The organism is Andreprevotia lacus DSM 23236 (assembly GCF_900176275.1).
Taxonomy (GTDB): Bacteria; Pseudomonadota; Gammaproteobacteria; order Burkholderiales; family Chitinibacteraceae; genus Andreprevotia; species Andreprevotia lacus.
On sequence record NZ_FWXD01000015.1, the window covers coordinates 49,916 to 68,526 of the forward strand.

The 18,611-nt window shown below is 63.4% G+C and carries 14 protein-coding genes; 5 read left to right on the plus strand and 9 right to left on the minus strand.

Annotated features, from left to right (window positions below):
• The first annotated feature begins 11 nt into the window (after window positions 1–11).
• Window positions 12–689 carry a DnaA regulatory inactivator Hda gene (gene hda / locus B9A19_RS13270; protein WP_084091284.1) on the plus strand — a complete coding sequence of 226 codons (678 nt, stop codon included), beginning with the start codon at window positions 12–14 and terminating at the stop codon, window positions 687–689.
• A 68-nt stretch (window positions 690–757) separates the two neighbouring features.
• On the opposite strand, the gene B9A19_RS13275 is transcribed toward hda, so the two are convergent.
• From B9A19_RS13275 to yihA, 9 genes are all read right to left on the minus strand, one after another.
• Complete coding sequence (locus B9A19_RS13275) at window positions 758–1,555, minus strand: prohibitin family protein (protein ID WP_084091285.1); 798 nt, start codon at window positions 1,553–1,555, stop codon at window positions 758–760.
• Between the two features lie 123 nt (window positions 1,556–1,678).
• The gene (locus B9A19_RS13280) at window positions 1,679–2,260 is read right to left on the minus strand and encodes a C39 family peptidase (protein ID WP_084091286.1); all 582 of its coding nucleotides are present in this window, start codon (window positions 2,258–2,260) and stop codon (window positions 1,679–1,681) included.
• A 54-nt stretch (window positions 2,261–2,314) separates the two neighbouring features.
• Entirely contained in the window at window positions 2,315–3,076 is a 762-nt protein-coding gene (locus B9A19_RS13285; protein ID WP_084091287.1) for a copper homeostasis protein CutC, read from the minus strand.
• Window positions 3,077–3,080: 4 nt separating this feature from the next.
• A complete protein-coding gene (locus B9A19_RS13290) occupies window positions 3,081–8,885 on the minus strand; it encodes a hybrid sensor histidine kinase/response regulator (RefSeq protein WP_084091288.1) in 5,805 nt (1,934 codons plus the stop codon).
• 59 nt (window positions 8,886–8,944) lie between these two features.
• Window positions 8,945–11,125 (minus strand): methyl-accepting chemotaxis protein, encoded by a 2,181-nt coding sequence (locus B9A19_RS13295; protein ID WP_084091289.1) that lies wholly within the window; start codon window positions 11,123–11,125, stop codon window positions 8,945–8,947.
• A 44-nt stretch (window positions 11,126–11,169) separates the two neighbouring features.
• On the minus strand, window positions 11,170–11,676 hold the full coding sequence (locus B9A19_RS13300) for a chemotaxis protein CheW (protein ID WP_084091290.1): 507 nt from the start codon (window positions 11,674–11,676) through the stop codon (window positions 11,170–11,172).
• A gap of 30 nt (window positions 11,677–11,706) precedes the next feature.
• Window positions 11,707–12,069, minus strand: a complete 363-nt coding sequence (locus B9A19_RS13305; RefSeq protein WP_084091291.1) for a response regulator — start codon at window positions 12,067–12,069, stop codon at window positions 11,707–11,709.
• 38 nt (window positions 12,070–12,107) lie between these two features.
• A complete protein-coding gene (locus B9A19_RS13310; RefSeq protein ID WP_084091292.1) occupies window positions 12,108–12,491 on the minus strand; it encodes a response regulator in 384 nt (127 codons plus the stop codon).
• A gap of 473 nt (window positions 12,492–12,964) precedes the next feature.
• Window positions 12,965–13,597 carry a ribosome biogenesis GTP-binding protein YihA/YsxC gene (gene yihA / locus B9A19_RS13315; protein WP_084091293.1) on the minus strand — a complete coding sequence of 211 codons (633 nt, stop codon included), beginning with the start codon at window positions 13,595–13,597 and terminating at the stop codon, window positions 12,965–12,967.
• 167 nt (window positions 13,598–13,764) lie between these two features.
• On the opposite strand from yihA, the gene B9A19_RS13320 reads away from it, so the two are divergent.
• From B9A19_RS13320 to B9A19_RS13335, 4 genes are all read left to right on the plus strand, one after another.
• The gene (locus B9A19_RS13320; RefSeq protein WP_084091294.1) at window positions 13,765–14,385 is read left to right on the plus strand and encodes a c-type cytochrome; all 621 of its coding nucleotides are present in this window, start codon (window positions 13,765–13,767) and stop codon (window positions 14,383–14,385) included.
• Window positions 14,386–14,467: 82 nt separating this feature from the next.
• Complete coding sequence (locus B9A19_RS13325; protein ID WP_084091295.1) at window positions 14,468–16,501, plus strand: cytochrome c biogenesis protein ResB; 2,034 nt, start codon at window positions 14,468–14,470, stop codon at window positions 16,499–16,501.
• On the plus strand, window positions 16,498–17,805 hold the full coding sequence (gene ccsB / locus B9A19_RS13330) for a c-type cytochrome biogenesis protein CcsB (protein WP_084091296.1): 1,308 nt from the start codon (window positions 16,498–16,500) through the stop codon (window positions 17,803–17,805). Before B9A19_RS13325 ends, ccsB begins: the two co-directional genes overlap by 4 nt.
• Before the next feature lie 129 nt (window positions 17,806–17,934).
• On the plus strand, window positions 17,935–18,423 hold the full coding sequence (locus B9A19_RS13335) for a hypothetical protein (RefSeq protein WP_084091297.1): 489 nt from the start codon (window positions 17,935–17,937) through the stop codon (window positions 18,421–18,423).
• Window positions 18,424–18,611 lie beyond the last annotated feature (188 nt).

Consider the following 18,611-nt stretch of genomic DNA (forward strand, 5'->3'; position numbering starts at 1 on the left):
GAATCCCGCCAATGAAACAACTGGTGCTGGATCTGCGCCTGGCCACGCCGCCGGGCTTTGATGATTTCGTGCGCGGCGACAACGCCGAGCTGCTGTTCATGCTGAGCGAGTGGGCCGCGCGCAGCGAGCACACGCGCTTCATCTATCTGTGGGGTGAATCGGGCGCTGGTAAATCCCACCTGCTGCAGGCTGCCGCCGGCCGGCTGGGTGATGCCGTCCATGTCGATGCAGCCACTACCGCGCTGCCCTGGCCGCTGGCTGCAGATGCCAGCCTGATCGTCGACAACGTGGGCGCGCTCGATGCCGAGCAGCAAATCCGCCTGTTCGACCACTACAACACGCTCAGGGAAGGCAGCGGCCGCCTGCTGGCCGCCGGCCCGCTGCCCCCCATGCTGCTGCAACAGCAGCTGCAATTGCGCGACGACCTGACCACCCGGCTGGGCTGGGGGCTGGTGTATCAGCTCAAGGCACTGTCCGAACCTGACCGCATCGCCGCGCTGAAGCGCCACGCACGCAAGCTTGGCTTCGAGCTGGGCGACGACGCAGCAGACTACCTGTTGCGCCACGCGGCGCGCGATCTGGGCAGCCTGTCTGCATTGCTGGAGCTCGCCAACGAAAGGGCACTGTCACTCAAACGCCAGGTGACCATCGCGCTGGTGCGCGAGGTGCTGCACCCGCCGGCAGCGTAGGCAGCAAACAAAAACCCGGCTTTGCCGGGTTTTGTTTTCGGTTGGCCTGCAGCGGCCATTGACCGGCATCACTGCTGGGGATTGATCGAGATCAGCGGTGTGGCGCCGCCCGATACGGTCGGCAAGCGGCCATCCCACTTCTCGATCGCCAGGCGCTGGTTTTCCACCGCGCGCAGCTTGAGCAACTCCGCCGTCACTTCCTGCTTTTGCAGGCGCAGCGATTCAGCTTCGGCCTTGGCCGAGGCGATTTTCTGCTCGGCTTCCACCTGGATGCGCTGCAGGTCACGCTCGGCCTTGAGCTTGTTCTGCTCGGCAGTCACCTTGGCTTCAATCGCCTGATTGAAGGCGGCCGAGAAGCGGAAGTTGGTGATGCTGAACTGGTCGACCAGAATGCCGTACGGCGTCAGCCGAGCCACCAATGCACGGGAAATCTGCTCGCGCACCTCTTCACGCTTGGTGATCAGCTCCTCGGCGGTATAGCGCGCCGTCACCGACTTGAATACTTCGCTGACAGCCGGATCGATCAGGCGGTTTTCCACATCTTCGCCAATACGCTGGTAAACGGTACTGACATGCGCCGGGTCAAGGTGATAGTTGAGCGCGATCTTGGTGACGACCTGCTGCAAGTCACGCGAGGCAGCGTCGCCCTCGGTTTCGGCCTTCTGCACGCGCACGTCGATACGCACCACGCGATTGGCCAGCGGCATGATCAGGTGGATGCCCTCGCCCAGCGGTACCGGGTCTACCTTGCCGAAGGTGGTCACCACGCCACGCATGCCGGACGGCACGATGGCAAACGGTGCGAGCAGAAACAGCAAGAAACACAGAACGACAAAACCGATGGCGTACTTGGCAAGCGGGTGCATATGATTTCCACGTGATGAAGGAAATCAAAGCATAGAAGGCTGGCCCGAACAGGCCAGTAAAAATGGTATAAAAATGCTGCAGCGCAAGGCGCGATGCGCGCCCAAGTGGGCGGACCAGTCGGGCTAGCGCGAGGGCTGCGTCAGGCAGGTCTGCCTGATCGCTTGCGCACCGTGATAGTTGCGCGGGAAGCCGTCAAACGGCAGCACGGCCTTACCATACGCAGAGTCTGCAAGCTCGATAAGGGGCCGGGCGCTATCGCTCATGTCGTAACCGACGATGACCACGGGGTGGCTCACTTGCACAGCCTGCCAGGCGATGCTGGTTACAACCGGACGACCTGCATTGATTTCCGCCACGATCTGGGCCAACGCCATGCCACCTGCATGCTGCTCGTGAAGATTGTCGTGGTGGGCCAGCGCGTTTCCAACCGAATAGGGTTGATCGCAAGCGACGCTGGACGCAGCAACAGCCTGGCAGCACATGGTTTGCCCAAACGCCCAGTTAGCCAGCATGCACTGTGTAGTCCGCGACGTCTGATCGTAATAGGCAGCCACGCTGGCCGCCACCGCAGCCCAGGCCCAATTGCGTTGCTGCTGCTGTTGCATGCTGAACACTAGCCGTTGGCTGAGTGGCGCGGATTGAAGCCCCGACCCCGTTTCGGTTTGGCTTTCGATATGCGCTTGCGCGTCGGCAGGCTTGGTCATCACGGGCTTCCTTGGTTGATTGGCATCCCCCCGACCAGCCACAAGCAGTCTGACTCAGTCTGCCTGCAAGGCCTGATTGGCCAGCGCAATGATCTCGCGCGTCAAGGCGGCCGAGGTTTCCAGCACACTGTATTCATCCAGCCCCGGCCCGCCCATTTTCACCCGCTCGTTGCGGTAGCGCATGCCGCTGGGCAGCGGTGCGCGGGCAGAGGTATGGAACTCATTGCAGCCGGTCTGGCGCACCAGCTCGGCGATATTGTTGGCGCGTACGCCTGCACCGGGCATCACGTTCAGCCGGTCGCCGGCCTGCTCGCGCAGTTGCGCCAGCAGCGTAGCGCCTTCCAGCGCGCTGGGTTCCTGCCCGGATGACAGCAGGCGGTTGCAGCCGCAGGCGATGACGTCTTCCAGCGCCTGTTGCGGGTTGCGTGCCACATCAAAAGCACGATGGAAGGTGACCTGCATCGGTGTGGCCAGCTGCACCAGCTCGCGCGTGCGCGCTACGTCGATATCGCCATCTGCGGTCAGCAGGCCGATCACCACGCCATCCACACCGATCTTCTTGCAGGCGAGGATGTCGCGGCGCATCACTTCGAACTCGTCATCCGAATAGAGGAAATCGCCACCGCGCGGGCGGATGATGACGTTGAGCGTGATCCACAGTCGATCCCGCGCGGCGGCAATGGTGCCGAAGGACGGCGTGGTACCGCCCTCCAGCAGGTTGTCGCACAGCTCGACCCGGACTGCGCCGCCTTCCTGCGCTGCCAGACAGCTGGCCAGCGAGCCGGCACAGATTTCCAGCGTAATGGCGGTGCTCATGGGCCTATTCCCCGGTGAAGCCGCGGATGTGGGCCAGCAGCTCGTCTTCCTGATACGGCTTGCCGAGGAAGGCGTTCACGCCCAGCTCCATCGCATAGTTCTTGTGCTTTTCGGCCGTGCGCGAGGTGATCATGATGATGGGGATGGTCTTGGTCACATCGTCGTTGCGAATGTTGCGCGTCAATTCGAAGCCGTCCATGCGCGGCATTTCGATGTCGACCAGCATCACCGCCGGTGTCACGTCCTGCAACTGCTGCAGCGCATCCACACCGTCCTTGGCCAATACCACCTGGAAGCCTTCGCGCACCAGCAGGCGCGAGGTGATCTTGCGCACGGTGAGCGAATCGTCCACCACCATCACCAGCGGCGCCTGATGCAGGGCCTCTGGTGCCGCGGCGGCCTTTTTCTGCGTCGGCGCCACTTCGCCCCGTTCCAGCAGTGCCAGCGGGTTGACGATGAGCACGATGTCGCCGTTACCCAGCACGGTGGCGCCGGCCACGCCCGGAATGCGCGCCAGCTGCGGGCCGATGGTCTTGACCACGACTTCGAGGTTTTTCACCAGTTCGTCGATGTGCAAAGCCATGCGTGCCGCGCCGCTGCGCAGCAGCAGCACGGTGGAGAAACGCTTCTGTTCCGGCACCGACTGGCCGTCGCCGATCAGGCGCGGGAAGTAGGCAAACGGATAACGCGAGCCCATCCACTCCATCGAACGATCGGTATACAGGCGCGCCAGCGCATCCTGCTTGAGTTCCTGCACCTGCTCGATCATCACCGACGGGATGGCCAGCAGCTGCGGGCCGGCCTTGACCAGCAACACTTGCGTGACCGCCAGCGTCAGCGGCAGATGGATGGTAAACGTGGTGCCCTTGCCGGTTTCCGAGTTCACATCAACGCGGCCGCCCAGGTTACCGATTTCGTTCTTCACCACGTCCATGCCGATGCCACGGCCGGAAATCTGCGTAACGCTCGATGCGGTGGAGAAGCCGGGTTCAAAGATCAGGTGCATCAGGTCGCGCTCGGTCGGCTCGGTGCCCGGCTTGATCAGGCCCAGTGCTTCGCCCTTGGCGCGGATGCGCGGCAAGTTCATGCCACGGCCGTCGTCCTTGAGCACCACCACCAGCTCGTTGCCTTCCTGGCGCACTTCCACCACGACTTCACCGAATTCCGACTTGCCGCTGGCCGCGCGTTCCTCGGCCGTCTCCAGGCCGTGGTCGATGGCGTTGCGCAGCATGTGCTCGAACGGCGAAATCATTTTTTCCAGCACGCCACGGTCGATTTCGACGCGGCCGCCGCGCAGTTCCAGGTTGACCTTCTTGGCCACTTCCTTGCCGGTCTGGCGCACCAGACGGTACAGACGGTCGGACACGCTGGAGAACGGCACCATGCGCACGCGCATCAGGCTCTGCTGCAGTTCCTTGGTCATGCGGTTTTGCGCGGTGAGCGCGGCACTGGAGTCATCCAGGCTCTTGAGCATGTTGTGCTGCACCGTCGCCACGTCGTTCACGCTTTCGGCAATGAAGCGGGTGATTTCCTGCAGGCGGGTAAAGCGGTCGAATTCGAGCGGGTCGAAGTTCTTGTGATCGTCCTCGATTTCCTTCACGCGCGCCTGCATCTGGCTTTCGGCCTGGATTTCCAGCTCGCGCAACTGACCGCGCAAGCGCGTGACGTTTTCGGTCAGGTCCAGCAGCGAGGTCTTCACCGTGAGCATTTCTGCTTCGATACGCGAACGGGCAATGGCCACTTCGCCGGCCTGGTTGACCAGCTCGTCCACCAGTTCGGAGCGTACGCGGATGGTGGTCTTGCCTTCGGCATCGGTCGCGCCGCCAAACAGCGGCTGCGCAATGCCGGCCACCTGCGTCGGCGCAGCGGCAGCCGGGGCGGTGCCATCAGCAGCCACCGGTGCCGGCGGCGCCTTGCGGCCGGTCAGCTGGTCATAAATGGCGATGATGAGGTCATAGTCGGCTTCCAGCTCGTCCAACAGCGCCACGCCCGGGGTTTCCGCGGCACTGGCCAGCAGGCGCGATTCCATTTCGTGCGTGGCCTGGCCGATGCGCATGGCACCCGACATGCGCGCGCTGCCCTTGAGGGTGTGCAGCGTGCGCTTGAGCGTGGCCACCGCAGCGGGGTCAGCCCCCTCGCGCAAGGTACGCAGCGCGTCGCCGATCTGCGGCAGCAGTTCGTCCGCTTCTTCGACAAAGACCGGCAGCAGTTGCTCGTCGACTTCGTCGACAATGGTCGCTTCCAGCTCGGCCTTGCGCTCGGCCAGCGATGCCGTGCCGGCAAGCACCAGCAGATCGGACAGCGGCGAGGCGGCATCGTGTACCGGCAGCAGCGGCTCTGCGGCCGCAGCGGCCAGGCTGTCGCTTTCCGCCACAGCCTCGTCAAGCGGAGCCTCGCCCAGCACCAGCTCGATATCCTCGGCAATAACCGGCAGCACATCAGCCACCGGCTCAGGCGTATGTACTTGCGGTTCGGCGTCGACGACGGTTTCCGCAACCGCGTGGGCAGTCGGCTCGACCACCAGCGGCAAGTCGACAGCAGCCAATTCTTCGTCTGCAGGCTCGTCCAGGGTCAGTGTCGGCACGTCTTCGTCAAGCTCGCCTTGCGCGATATCCAGCGCAGGTTCAGCAGCGGCAACGATCAATTCAGGCAGTACATCGGCGTCTGACGCCGGCACGGCTACGAGTGCCGGTGGCTCGTCGTCCAGCTTGATATCCAGTGCATCGAGCGACAGGTCGAAGCTATCGTCCTCTGCGACGGTTTGCGGCGCGGCCAGCGGCTCGACGGCGGGATGAACCGCTGCGTCCTCAACCAGCTCGACCTGCAGCGGTGCGTCGTCCAGCGTGAGTTCGATGGCCTCCAGCGCCGGCGCCTCGGCAACCAGCGGCTCGGCATGCGCTGTGGCGGCATGCGGGGCCTCGTCGGCAGCATCAAGGTCCAGCGAGATCAGCTCGTCCAGTTCTGCGGCTTCGGCGGCCGGCGCGGCCGCGTCGTCCAGTTGCGGGAAGCGTAATTCGGGATCGGTCTCGGCCGCGTCATCTTGCAATTCAATGCTCAGCGCTTCGTGGGCCTGCGGTTCGGCAACAAGCGCTTCGCCAGCGGCATGCGGAGCAGCACCATCTGCATCCAGCAGCATGTCGTCCAATGACAGATCCATCGGCTCGTCGTCAACAATGACGACCAGCGCGGACAATTCCGGTTCGGCATCGGGCGGTGCTTGCAGGGCGATGATGGCATCCAGCATGGTGCCCATCTTGTCGACCGCCGCCGCAACCGGGATGGCGTGGCGGGCCAGATCGCCCGGCCCCTTCATCGCCTGTTGCAGCGCGTGCTCCAGCCCGTAGGCCAGCTCGCCCAGCGGACGGAAGCCGGCGGTCGACGCGATGCCGCCCAGCGTGTGCGCTGCCAGCAGGAAATTACCCGGCAGGGCATCACCCGCGCTCAGCTGTGCACTGCCGCTGCGCAGCACGGCCATGTGCTTGGCGGCTTCGTCACGGAAAATGGCAAACAGCGTGGACGATACAACCACATCGCCGACATGCACTTCATCGCTTTCCGGGCCGGCGGCGTTGTCGGCAGCGTCAGCCTCGGCGGTTTCCAGCGCCACTTCGGGCAGCGCTTCGGCCGCGGCGTGGTCAAGCTGGTGGCGCAGTTTTTCGGCGCGCTCGCTCCAGGGGGATTCATCCACCTGCGCGCTGCCGCTGTTGGCCAGTTCGGCCACCCAGCCGACAAAGGCGCCGTGCGTATCGCCGATCAGGTCCAGCAGGCCGGCCGATACCGGTTGCTCGGCCTGCAGCCATTTGTTCAATGTCTGCTCGACCGCCCAGGCAACCTCGCCCAGATGGTTGAGGCCCACCATGCGGCCGCTGCCCTTGAGGGTGTGGAAGCCACGGCGCAGCACGGTAGCGGCTTCGCGGTCGGCCGGGTTGGCGCGCACTTGCGCCAGGTGCTGCTCGATGGTGGCCAGCACTTCGACCGCTTCTTCGAGATAAACCTCCAGCAGCTCGGCATCGACCGCTTCGTCCGACTGCGGCAGCGCGCGCTGTGGCTCGGGCTCCGGCACAGGGGCGGCGGCAGCCGGCGCAGGGGCCAGCTCGGGTTCTTTTTCCAGTTCGGCCAGCACCGGTGCGGCTTCTTCTTCCGGCCCGGCGCCCAGCAACTTGGCCAGGCTGGGCGCGAGCAGCTCGCTGCCTTCGTCGCGGCCCTGCGCCATGGCGTCGATATAGAAACCCAGGCTGGACAGTGCCTCGGCCAGTTCTTCCAGCTCGACCGATTCCGGCGGTGTTTCCTGCTCGGCATAGCGCTGGATGCGTTGCTGGCTGGCTTGCAGCAGCGCAACGGCATCGTGCTTTTCCAGCATCATCAGCGCGCCCTGGATCTGGCGCAGGCCAGGATCAAGCTGCTTGAGCGCAGCTTGCGTGCCCGGATCGCGGAAATAGCTGTCCAGCGTTTCTTCAATCTGCTGCAGGTTGCTGCGCATTTCCTGCGCCAGTTGCGCCTGCAACAGGCGCTCCTGCGCTTCACGGCTGACTTCGTCGAGCTGCGGTATGGCGCCGGTATCGGCGCTCGGGTCGGCCAGGCGCTGCGCCATGGCTGCAGCCTGTGCGGCGAAGTCCGGCGCGCGGGTCGGGTAGATGGCGAGTGCGTTATCAGCCAGCAACAGCGCAGTGGCCATTTCCAGCGCGTCGCCTTCGGTCACACCGGCCGTGGCATACCGTTGGCATGCGGAGGCTACGGCCTGCCACAACACGTTCAGCCCGTCGATGGCGAGTGCATCGCTGCGCTCGGCCAGCTTGCCGATTTCGGTCTGCAAGGTCGGCAGCCGGTCACGCTGGCCAGTGGCAACACGGGTCCAGATTTCCTTGGCGGCGGCAACTTCATCGCGCAGCGCACGCGCCTGCATGCGGCCTGCCTCGGCCTCGGCCGGGGCAGCCAGTGCATCGGCATCGACCAGCAGGCCGGCCAGATCAAACGCTGCGTGCAGCTGCGCAGCCAGCGCGCTGCCGCGCTGGTCATGCGCCAGTGCATAGAGCAGATCGCGGAACAGCCGCTCGGCCACCTTGCTCGAGCCGTCGGACAGGCGACGAATCTGCAGGTTGAGGCGCAGCAGCAGCTGCTTGAGGTCGATATCCAGTGGCGCACGGCTGGGCAGCGTTTCCGACACGGCGGATGCAGTCCACCAGAACGCGCGTGCCAAGCCCTGCGGCTGCACGGCGGCAATATCGGCCAGAGCGCGGCCCAGCACGGCGGCCGCAGCCGGGTCGTGGTCACGGATCCAGCGCAGCAGCGCGGCCTCGAAACGGCGTCGCTGCTCGCGCAGGTAAACGCCCCACTCGGACGGGCCAAGCGGGCGGGCCGGCAAGGTGCGCGGCAGATTGAGCTCGGTGAGCAGCGGATAGAACAGCTCGGCGCCACCACTGCTGGCCTTGCGCGCGCGCGCCATCTCGGCAAAACGCGGCAGCATGGTCAGCGGCTGATTGGCACGGCCGGCCATCAGGTCGTCGAGGTAGTGCTTGACGTCGTCGATGGCTGATTCGGCCAGCGTGACAAGTTCGTGCGATACCTCGTCGCGCGCAATGCAGGCGACCAGTTGCTCGATTTCTTCGCCAAAGCGGGCCAGACCATCAAGGCCGACCATCTGCAGCGCGCCGGCGGCCTGGTGCAAATGGGTTTGCGCATGCTTGAGCAGCGCGGCATCGGTCTTTTCGCGATAGGCAACGAGGGCATCGCCGGCACGCGCCAGCGTCTGCTCCAGCTCGCCTTTCACCCAGATCAGCGAGCCTTGGTCAAATTCGGTATGAACGCTCATGGCGGGTCTCGCGAGAGTGCGGGGGCCGCATCATGCTGCGGCGGCACCCCGGAATGAGATTAGGAGAGCTTGAAGCCCGAGACCGAGTCCTTCAGCTCCTGCGCGAGGCCGGTCAGCTGACCGATGATCTCGGCCGACTGCTTGGTACCTTCGGTGGTTTGCTCGGTAATCGACAGAATGTCGCGCATCGAGTGGTTCACCCGGCCTGCCAGCTGTGTCTGGTCTTCGGTCTCGTTCGCGATCGAGCCGATCAGCTTGGCGAGGTCGCGCGATACCTGGCCGATCTCGGTCAGCGCCTTGCCGGCGGCGTCGGACAGCTTGGCCCCTTCCACCACACCCTGGGTGGAGAGTTCCATGGCCGCCACGGCGTCGTGGGTATCGGTCTGAATGGTCTTCACGATCGCGCCGATCTGCTTGGTGGCTTCGCCGGAACGTTCGGCCAGTCGCTGTACTTCCTCGGCCACGACCGAGAAGCCACGGCCGGCTTCGCCCGCCGCAGCGGCCTGGATGGCCGCGTTCAGCGCCAGCACGTTGGTCTGCTCGGTAATGTCCGAGATCAGTTCCACGATTTCACCAATCTCCTGCGACGATTCACCCAGACGCTTGATTCGTTTCGCAGTTTCCTGGATTTGTTCGCGGATTTCGCCCATGCCCTTGATCTGGTTCTGTACCGCATCGGCGCCCTTCTCGGCCGCGGTCAGCGATGCCTGCGCCACGTTGGCCGATTCGGCCGCGTTGTGCGACACACCCTGGATCGAGCGCACCATCTGCTCAACGGTATTGGTGGTGCCGTTGATTTCCTGCGACTGGCGTTCTGCAGCCATCAGCAGTTCGTTCGACACCGATTGCGCCTGCGCCGTGGCGCGGTTTACCTGCTCGGTGGCGCGGTTGATACCGCCAATCAGGTTACGCAGCTCTTCAATGGTGAAGTTGATCGAGTCGGCAATCGCGCCGGTCAGGTCTTCGGTCACCAGCGCGCGGACGGTCAGGTCACCGTCGGCGAGGTCGGACATTTCGTTCAGCAGACGCAGAATCGCGTCCTGGTTTTTCTTGTTCTCGTTTTCCGACTCGACACGACGACGTACCGCTTCCTGGTTGTAAACGCGCGACAACAGGTAAAGCGAAATGATCATGGTCACGGCGCAGAGCGCTTCGACCAGGTTGGTCACGAAGCTGCTCACGCCGCTTTCATAGCTGCCCGCCAGTGTCTGTGCATCGTTCAGCAACTTGTCCGAGTCCCGCACGATGCTCTGGTTGGCCAGACGGGTGTCGACCAGCGGCTGCATGTTCTTGGAGAACGAGGCCACGACCTGTTCAAAGTCATGGAAGGTGGTCTTGATGTTGCTGAGGCGCTCTGCCAGTGCCGAACTGGACACCGGGCGGATTTGCATCTGCTCGCTTACCTGCGGATCGTCACCCACGAACGCCTTGACGATATCGTTGAAGGTCGACACGTCCTTGCCCAGCAGGAACACCACTTCGGGGTTGATCAGCTCGCCGGCCAGCATGGCGTTGGCGTTCTTGGCCATACGCTGGCTCAGCATCGCCAGCTGGTTGGCACTATCAAGTTCGTGCACATTGCCGCCGCTCTCGGAGAGCAGCGAGGCAAATTGCTGGGTTTGCTCCAGCAGCTTTGCGTCGTTGGCGTTGATGCCTGCCACGCTCTTGCCCACGACAACCAGCGCAGCCTTCTGCTTGAGGATGGCATCAACGGTGGGGCGGCTGGGGTTGGGACGATAGGACGCGTTCCAAGTTTGCTCGATCGACTCGAGCTGCGCATTGCTGCCATGGAACCAGCCAAGGAAGCCACCGCTGGACTTGAGCTGCGCCAGGTTGGCGTCGAATTTCTGGTACGCCTTTTCCAGAATGTCAAACGCGTCGGGCTGGCCTTGAATCGCCTGCGTGGACGCCCGCGCCATACGCTGCGACAGCATCTGCATTTCGGTCGCAATCGAGCGGCGCTCGGCATTGCTGGTCGAGGCGCGATAGGAGTAAAACGCGGTCAGCGCCAGCACCAGCAGCGCACCGGCGGCGACGAGAATGAACAGCGCCATCTGCTGACGCGCCGGCATGTGGCCCACCACGGGCAGCGGTTTGAGCGCGGCAACGTCGTCCGCGTCCGTCGGCATGCGGATCTTTTCCAGAATCCACGTGGTTTTGGTCGGCTCGTAAGCCTTTTTGCCGTCTGCCTTGGGCGCTTTGCGGCCAAACAGCTTGAGGCCGTCCAGTTTCAGTGCCATTTGCGTCTGTCTCCCGATGCGTTTTTATCTGATTATGTCTGGGTTCAGGCCAGTCCGGCCTGCAGGAAGACCGGATCGGCCACCAGCGCGGGCACATCCAGTGCACGCCATTGCTGGCCGGCGGCATCGCGCCAGCAGCCCGAGGCGCGCGGATGCTGCGTCTCCTCGGCTTGCATGTCGGCAAGGTGCTTGAGGCCCAGCATGCGTTCAACCAGGATCGCCGAATGCAGGATGTGGCGCGGGTGCAACAGCATCAGCCGTGCAGCGGGCGAGGCCAGCAGCTCGGCGCCGCCAAAATAGGCGCCGACATCCGATACGCTGACCAGATTGCCGCGTACATTGGCCACGCCGCGAAACCACGATTGCGCCAGCGGCACCGAGGATACGGTGGGCACCGGCATCACTTCGGCCACGTCGGCCAGATCAACCAGCCAGTTCTCGCCGCCGATGCTCACGCCGAGGCGGGCATCGACCTGCGCCGTTGCCGTGGCCGTCTTGAGACGTGCCACCACCCCTTCCTGATACTCCCGCAAGCTGATGCGCTTGGCCATGTGCGACTCCCGGCTGTTGAACTCGGACGATCAGAGTGCGGCGATCTTGGCCAGCAGCTCTTGCGGATCGACCGGCTTGACCACGTACTCCACTGCGCCCTGGCGCTTGCCCCAGACCTTGTCGGTTTCCTGGTTCTTGGAGGTGCACATGATGATGGGGATGTGCTTGGTCGCGTCATCGCGGCTGATGGTGCGCGTGGCCTGGAAGCCGTTCATGCCGGGCATGACCACGTCCATCAGGATCAGGTCGGGCATGATTTCCTTGGCCTTGGCCACGGCCTCTTCGCCCGACTCGACGGTCAGGATCTGAAAGCCGTTCTTGGTCAGCAACTCGCCGAGGAAATGACGTTCGGTCGGGGAGTCATCGACGATGAGGATTTTCTTGATGGACATGGTGCCTTCCTAAAACTGGATCATCTGGCCTGGGCCGTTCATTCGTGGCGCACGTGCGCGCTCACGGCGGTCAGCAGGCTGTCTTTGGTAAACGGTTTGGTGAGGTATTCGTCGGAACCGACCATGCGCCCGCGCGCACGGTCGAACAGGCCGTCCTTGGAGGACAGCATGATGACGGGAGTTGCCTTGTAGCGGGCATTTTTCTTGATCAGCGAACACGTCTGATAGCCATCGAGCCGCGGCATCATCACATCGACGAAAATCACATCCGGCTGATGATCGCTGATCTTGGCCAGCGCATCGAAGCCGTCTTCGGCCAGTATGACTTCACAGCCGGCCTGACCGAGAAAAATCTCGGCGCTGCGGCGGATGGTGTTGCTGTCGTCGATCACCATGACCTTGACGCCGGCGAGATTCGACATGGACCTCCTCCTTTTACGGCTCACCCGGCGCGCATGATCACGCAGCCAAAGCAAACCCCTTGTTGATGCGATCATACCGACTGCTTTTTCAATAAGACAAGGCTGATGCGCGATTTGGCCCGGCGGCCTGCTTGTGGCAGCGGGCTGTTGCCATGGCCAAACCTGCATCATAGAACCCGGCGCAGCCCAGGTCTTGCCTGTTTTGCCAGAGACTGCGACGCGCTGCGCCCCCCCCGATTCTGCACAAGCGACTTTACCGCCATAAGCGGCGCGAGCAGTACCTTGATCGTTCAGCAATCGAGAGAGGGGGATTCGGCCAGACAAAAAAGAAACCCCGGTCCAAGGGGAAAACGACCGGGGTGTAATAGGCCCCGGCAATATGGCCGGGGCACCCGCTCAGGGAGGAAAAGCGGGAGGTGCGGGGGCGCACCCAGCTCCTAGGATAGAAAGCCCCACGCAAAGTTCAATGCGAATCACTCACCGTCTGTCGCCTCATCCGGCTGACTGGACGGCGGGACCGCTGCATCAAACCAGGCCCCCACGACTTTCTCTGTCTCTTCCACACCCTGTTTTTTCAGGCTGGAGAACAATTGCACGGTGATCAGCGGGTCACCGGCGAACTCGGCCTGCACCGCACGCAGCGTCTTGACCTTTTCCTGGTTGGTGAGCTTGTCGGCCTTGGTCAGCAGGCAGTGCACCGGCTTGCCGGTGGGACGGAACCACTCCAGCATGCGCCAGTCGCGCTCGGTCAGCGGGCGGCGCGCATCCATGATCAGCACCAGGCCGATCAGGCGCTCGCGGCCGATCAGATACTGGCCCAGCAGTTTTTCCCAGTGTGCGCGCACACTGGCCGGCACTTCGGCATAGCCGTAGCCGGGCAGGTCAACCAGATGGCGACCTGCACCGAATTCGAAGTAATTGATATGCTGCGTGCGTCCCGGCGTTTTCGAGACGAAGGCCAGCCGGGTATGATTGGCCAGCGTGTTGATTGCACTGGATTTTCCGGCGTTGGAACGGCCGGCAAAGGCAACCTCCAGCCCTGCATCGGGCAGGCTGTGCAGGTCATTGACGGTAATCAGGAATTTCAGTCCGCGAAACAGCGACATGGGCGGGGATCTCTATGGGCAGCGCGCGCCGGCAGGCACCGGCAGTGGCGGGAAAACAAGTGGCACGCGGCCTGTGTGGTTCGGCATTCTTTCTTGCTATAGAATAGCAGGATTATATTCGTTAGCCGTCGGTGAAACCGGCGCTTTTGCTTGGGGAGAGCATTCATATGCAGCGCGTGACCGCACTGGCAGCAGCACTGTTGATGACACTGGCGTCGAGCGTTTTCGCTGCCGAGGCGGCAAGCGCCAAGGGTGACCCGGTCAAGGGCAAGGAAATCGTCGACAAGGTCTGTGCTGCCTGTCACGGCGTCGACGGCAACAGCGCCGCGGCAGCCAATCCGAGCCTCGCCGGCCAGCATCCGGAATACATCGTCAAGCAACTGACCGAGTTCAAGAAGCAGGTGCGCAAGAACCCGGTGATGCTGGGCATGGCCACCCCGCTGTCGGATGCCGACATGCACAACGTTGCCGCCTACTTCGGCGCGCAACAGCCCAAGGAACGCGGCGCGTCGGACAAGGCGCTGATCGAGGCGGGCAAGAAGATTTACCGCGGCGGCATCGCCAACAAGGGCCTGCCGGCCTGTATGGCCTGCCACGGCCCGTCCGGCGCCGGCATCCCGGTGCAGTATCCGCGCGTAGGCGGCCAGCACGCCGGCTACATCGAAGCCCAGCTGAAGGCCTTCCGCAGCGGCGAGCGCACCAACAACGTGCCGATGCAACAAATCGCCGCCAAGATGTCGGACAACGACATCAAGGCCGTGGCCCAGTTCATGCAGGCGCTGCACTGATCTGCATCATTGCAACACCGCGGCCGGAACCGAATCCGGCCGCACCACTCCAAAGGGGCGGCCAACGCCCCTTTTTGCTTGAATGACGACCCGACGCCCCACCCCCTTTCTGCGCGCACTGTACGAACTCCTGTCGTCCATGCGCTTTGCCATCAGCCTGCTGACGGTGCTTGCCGTCGCTGCGGTGGTCGGCACCGTCCTCAAGCAGAACGAGCCCTATACCAACTATCACTTCGAGTTCGGTGACTTCTGGTTCGGCATCTTCGAGCCCATCGGCCTGTTCGACGTGTATCACGCGGGCTGGTTTCTGGGCATCCTCGCCTTCTTGCTGCTCTCGCTCGCGCTGTGCATCTATCGCCACCTGCCGGGCATGCTGCGCGACATCAAGGGCTACCGCGAGCACGCCAGCCTCACCTCGCTCAAGCTCATGCACCACGTGGCCGAACAGGACGGCAGCATTGATCTGGCAGCCGCCCAGGCCCAGCTGGGCCGCGCCGGCTATCGCTGGAAAATCCGCGAGGAAAATGGTGCAACACTGCTGGCCGCCAAACGCGGCAGCTGGCAAAAACTGGGCTATTTCTTTGCCCACGCCGCCATCGTGGTGATCTGCATCGGCGGCCTGCTCGACGGCAACGTGGGCCTCAAGATCAGCGAGCTTCTCGGCAGCAAGACGGCTGAAACACGCGAAATCCCTGCCAGCGCCGTGCCGCAGCGCAGCCGGCTTGGTGCAGACAATGGCGCTTTCCGTGGCAATGTCGAGCTGAACGAAGGCGGTGGCGGCGCCGACGTGGTGTTCATCAACTCCGGCAACGGTTATTACGTGCAGGAGCTGCCCTTCATCGTGCGGCTCAAGCAGTTCCACATCGAGCACTACAGCACCGGCCAGCCCAAGAAGTTCGCCTCGGACATCGAGGTGCTGGATCGCAACACCGGCAAGCTGATCAAGGCCGGCACGGTGGAAGTGAACAAGCCGCTGATCGTCAATGGCATCGCCATCTATCAGTCCAGCTTTGGCGACGGCGGCTCGGACCTGACCTTTGCCCGCCGCGATCTGCAGGGCGGCGCTACGTCGACACTGCAGGGCCGCTCCAAATCGAGCCAGCCGCTGACCATCGGCAAGGATGCCTACACGCTGGAAACCGGCGACCTGCGCGTGTTCAATATCGAAAACATGGGCAAGACCGGCGCGCAGACCTCGGCCGTGTCGGTCAACCAGTTCGAGCAGGCGCTGCAGGCAGCGCGCTCGGTCAAGGGTGAACACAATCTGCGCAACGTCGGCCCGTCCATCCAGTTCAAGCTGCGTGATTCGGCCGGCCAGGCCAGCGAATACCTGAATTATCTGGCGCCGTTCAGCGACAACGGTGCGCTCTATCTGGTCAGCGGCATGCGCCGCGCGGTGAGCGAGCCGTTTGCCTTCGTGCAGCTGCCGCTGGATGACGACGTCAAACCCGATACCTTCTTGCGCCTGCGTCACACGCTGCTCGACCCACAGCAGTGGCCGGCGATTGCGCGCCGCACGTCCGAGCAGGCCTTCAAGGACGGCGCCTTCTCTGCCACCAAGCGCGCCGATTTCGAGGCGGTCACCCAGACCATCCTGCAGCAGTTTGCCCAGGGTGGTTTCCCCGCCATTGAGCGTTTTCTCGCCGCCAAGGTGCCCAAGGCCGAGCGCCCGGCCGTGGCGCAGACCTATCTGAAAATCCTGCAGGGCGCCGCTGTCGATGCACTGACACTGGCACAGCAGCAGGCCGGCCAGCCGGTGCCCGCCATGGATGAGCGCCACTACCGCTTCGTGGTGGACAGCCTGGTGGCCACCAGCGCACTGTTTGATTACGGCAGCAGCATCTATCTGCAGCCCACCGGCTTTACCGAGATCAAATCCAGCGGCCTGCAACTAACGCGCGCGCCGGGCATGAAGATCGTTTTCCTCGGCTCCATCCTGCTGGTGCTGGGCATTTTCTGCATGTTCTATATCCGCGAGGAGCGCCTGTGGCTGCACCTTGCCAACGGGCGTACGCTGCTGGCCATGAGCAGCAACCGCCGCACCAGTGACTTTGATCGCGAGTTCGAGCGCCAGCGCGCTGCGCTGCTGCCCGCCGCCAATGGAGAAGCCGCATGACTGCCGCCTTGAGCCTGCGCCAGCGCAGCCCCCTCGATTTTGTCTTTGCACTGCTGGCACTGCTGGCCGGCGGCTTCGCCTTCTCGCGCTATGGCCACTACATGGACTACTACGAGCAGGGCATCCTGCTTGGCGCCACGCTGACGCTGATCGGCTTTGGCTGGTTCTGGCCGGCCATGCGCGTGTTCCTGCCCGTCTCCGCCGTGATTGCGCTGTGCGCCATCGGGCTCTACCAGGGCGATCTGGCACGCGGCCAGACGGCATTCTGGCTCAAGTACATGTTGGCCAGCCAGTCGCTGGTGATGTGGATGTGCGTGTGCTTTTTCCTCGCTACCGGCATGTTCTGGCTCGGCTTGCTGCGCCGCTCGGAAACCGCGCTGTCCATCGGCGTGGGGCTGACCTGGGCAGCCACGACCGCAGCGCTGTCGTCGGCGCTGGTGCGCTGGTACGAAAGTTATCTGATCGGCGCCGACGTGGGCCACATCCCCGTCTCAAACCTGTATGAAGTGTTCGTGCTGTTCTGCCTGATCACCGCATTGATGTATCTGTATTACCAGGCCCGCTTCAAGGCACGCAGCACCGGCGCTTTCATCCTGCTGGTGATTGCAGCCGCAGTCGGCTTCATTCTCTGGTACACCTTTGACCGGCAGGCGCATGAAATCCAGCCGCTGATCCCGGCGTTGCAATCGTGGTGGATGAAGATCCACGTCCCGGCCAACTTCATCGGCTATGGCGCGTTCGGCCTGTCGGCCATGCTGGGCGTGGCCTGGCTGCTGGCAGTACCGGCCGAGCGCCAGAACACGCAGATCCGCAACGCGTTGTATGCAGCAGCAGCCGGCATCGCACTGGCTGGCATCGTGCTCTACATGCAGGCCGATGCCTGGTTCCCCGAGCTGGGCTCGGGCGCCGGTTTCATCACCGGTGCCGCCCTGTGCGTGGCCGCTTGCGTCATCGTGCACCTGCAGCGCGGTCTGCTGTCCGGCCTGTTGCCCGCGCCGGATACGCTGGGCGAGATCATGTACAAGGCGATTTCGGTCGGTTTCCTGTTCTTCACCATCGCCACCATCCTGGGCGCAGCTTGGGCAGCAGAAGCCTGGGGCGGCTACTGGAGCTGGGACCCGAAGGAGACCTGGGCGCTCATCGTGTGGCTCAATTATGCGGCCTGGTTGCATATCCGCCTGGTGAAGGGCTGGCGCGGTGCGGTACTGGCCTGGTGGGCGGTCGCCGGCCTGCTTGTAACCACGTTCGCCTTCCTCGGCGTCAACATGTTTCTGTCCGGCCTGCACGCTTACGGCAAGCTGTAACCAGCAATACAGGCATTCGCGCCGCCAGACCGCGCCGATAAACGGTTTACATCAGGGTTTACTTGTAGTGCGGTCGACCCTGATACTGTCTTAATCTGTAACTGCATGCAGTCATGGAGGGGGACACCGATGGATGGCGTGATCTACCACAAAACCGAAAAAGGCCAACGCGAACTGACCGAGCGCACGCTCGCGCTTTCGCCACGGCTGCGGCAGTTGCTGATCCTGATCGACGGCAAGCGCAATCTGGGCGACCTGCAGCAGATGTCGGCTGGCGCCGACCTGACCGAGCCACTCAATCGCTTGCTCGACGCCCACCTGATCGAAGTCCTGTCCGGCAATCCGCTGCTCAAGCCCAAGGCCGAACCCATGACGAGCCAGCAAGGTGGCCTGACGCCGGAACGGGTAGCTGCGGTACTGCGCGCCGTACACGCCTGCAGCCACCAGTATCTGGGCCAGCAATGGGCCGACAAGCTGGAATCGGCCATACGCGCCGCGCGCACGCCACAACAACTGCAAACGGTGATCGACGATTGCCTGACCGCGTTGCGCCGTTCCGGCCACCGCGGCGCGGCCGATACCTGCCAGCGCGAGGTTGCCAGTGCGCTGACCGCCTGAGAACCCGTCTGCAGTCTGGCTGCAAAGGGCTGATCGGGATTCATGCGCCGCTCAAGCCCGATGTACGACAGTACATTCCGGTTTTTGCGCCATACCTCAGGCCGCCGAGCCGCCTCCGGCCAAAGCGCAAACAAGCTTCTGAGCCACAGGCTCTGTTGCCAAAATAAGACATCGGTGTTTGTTTGCCA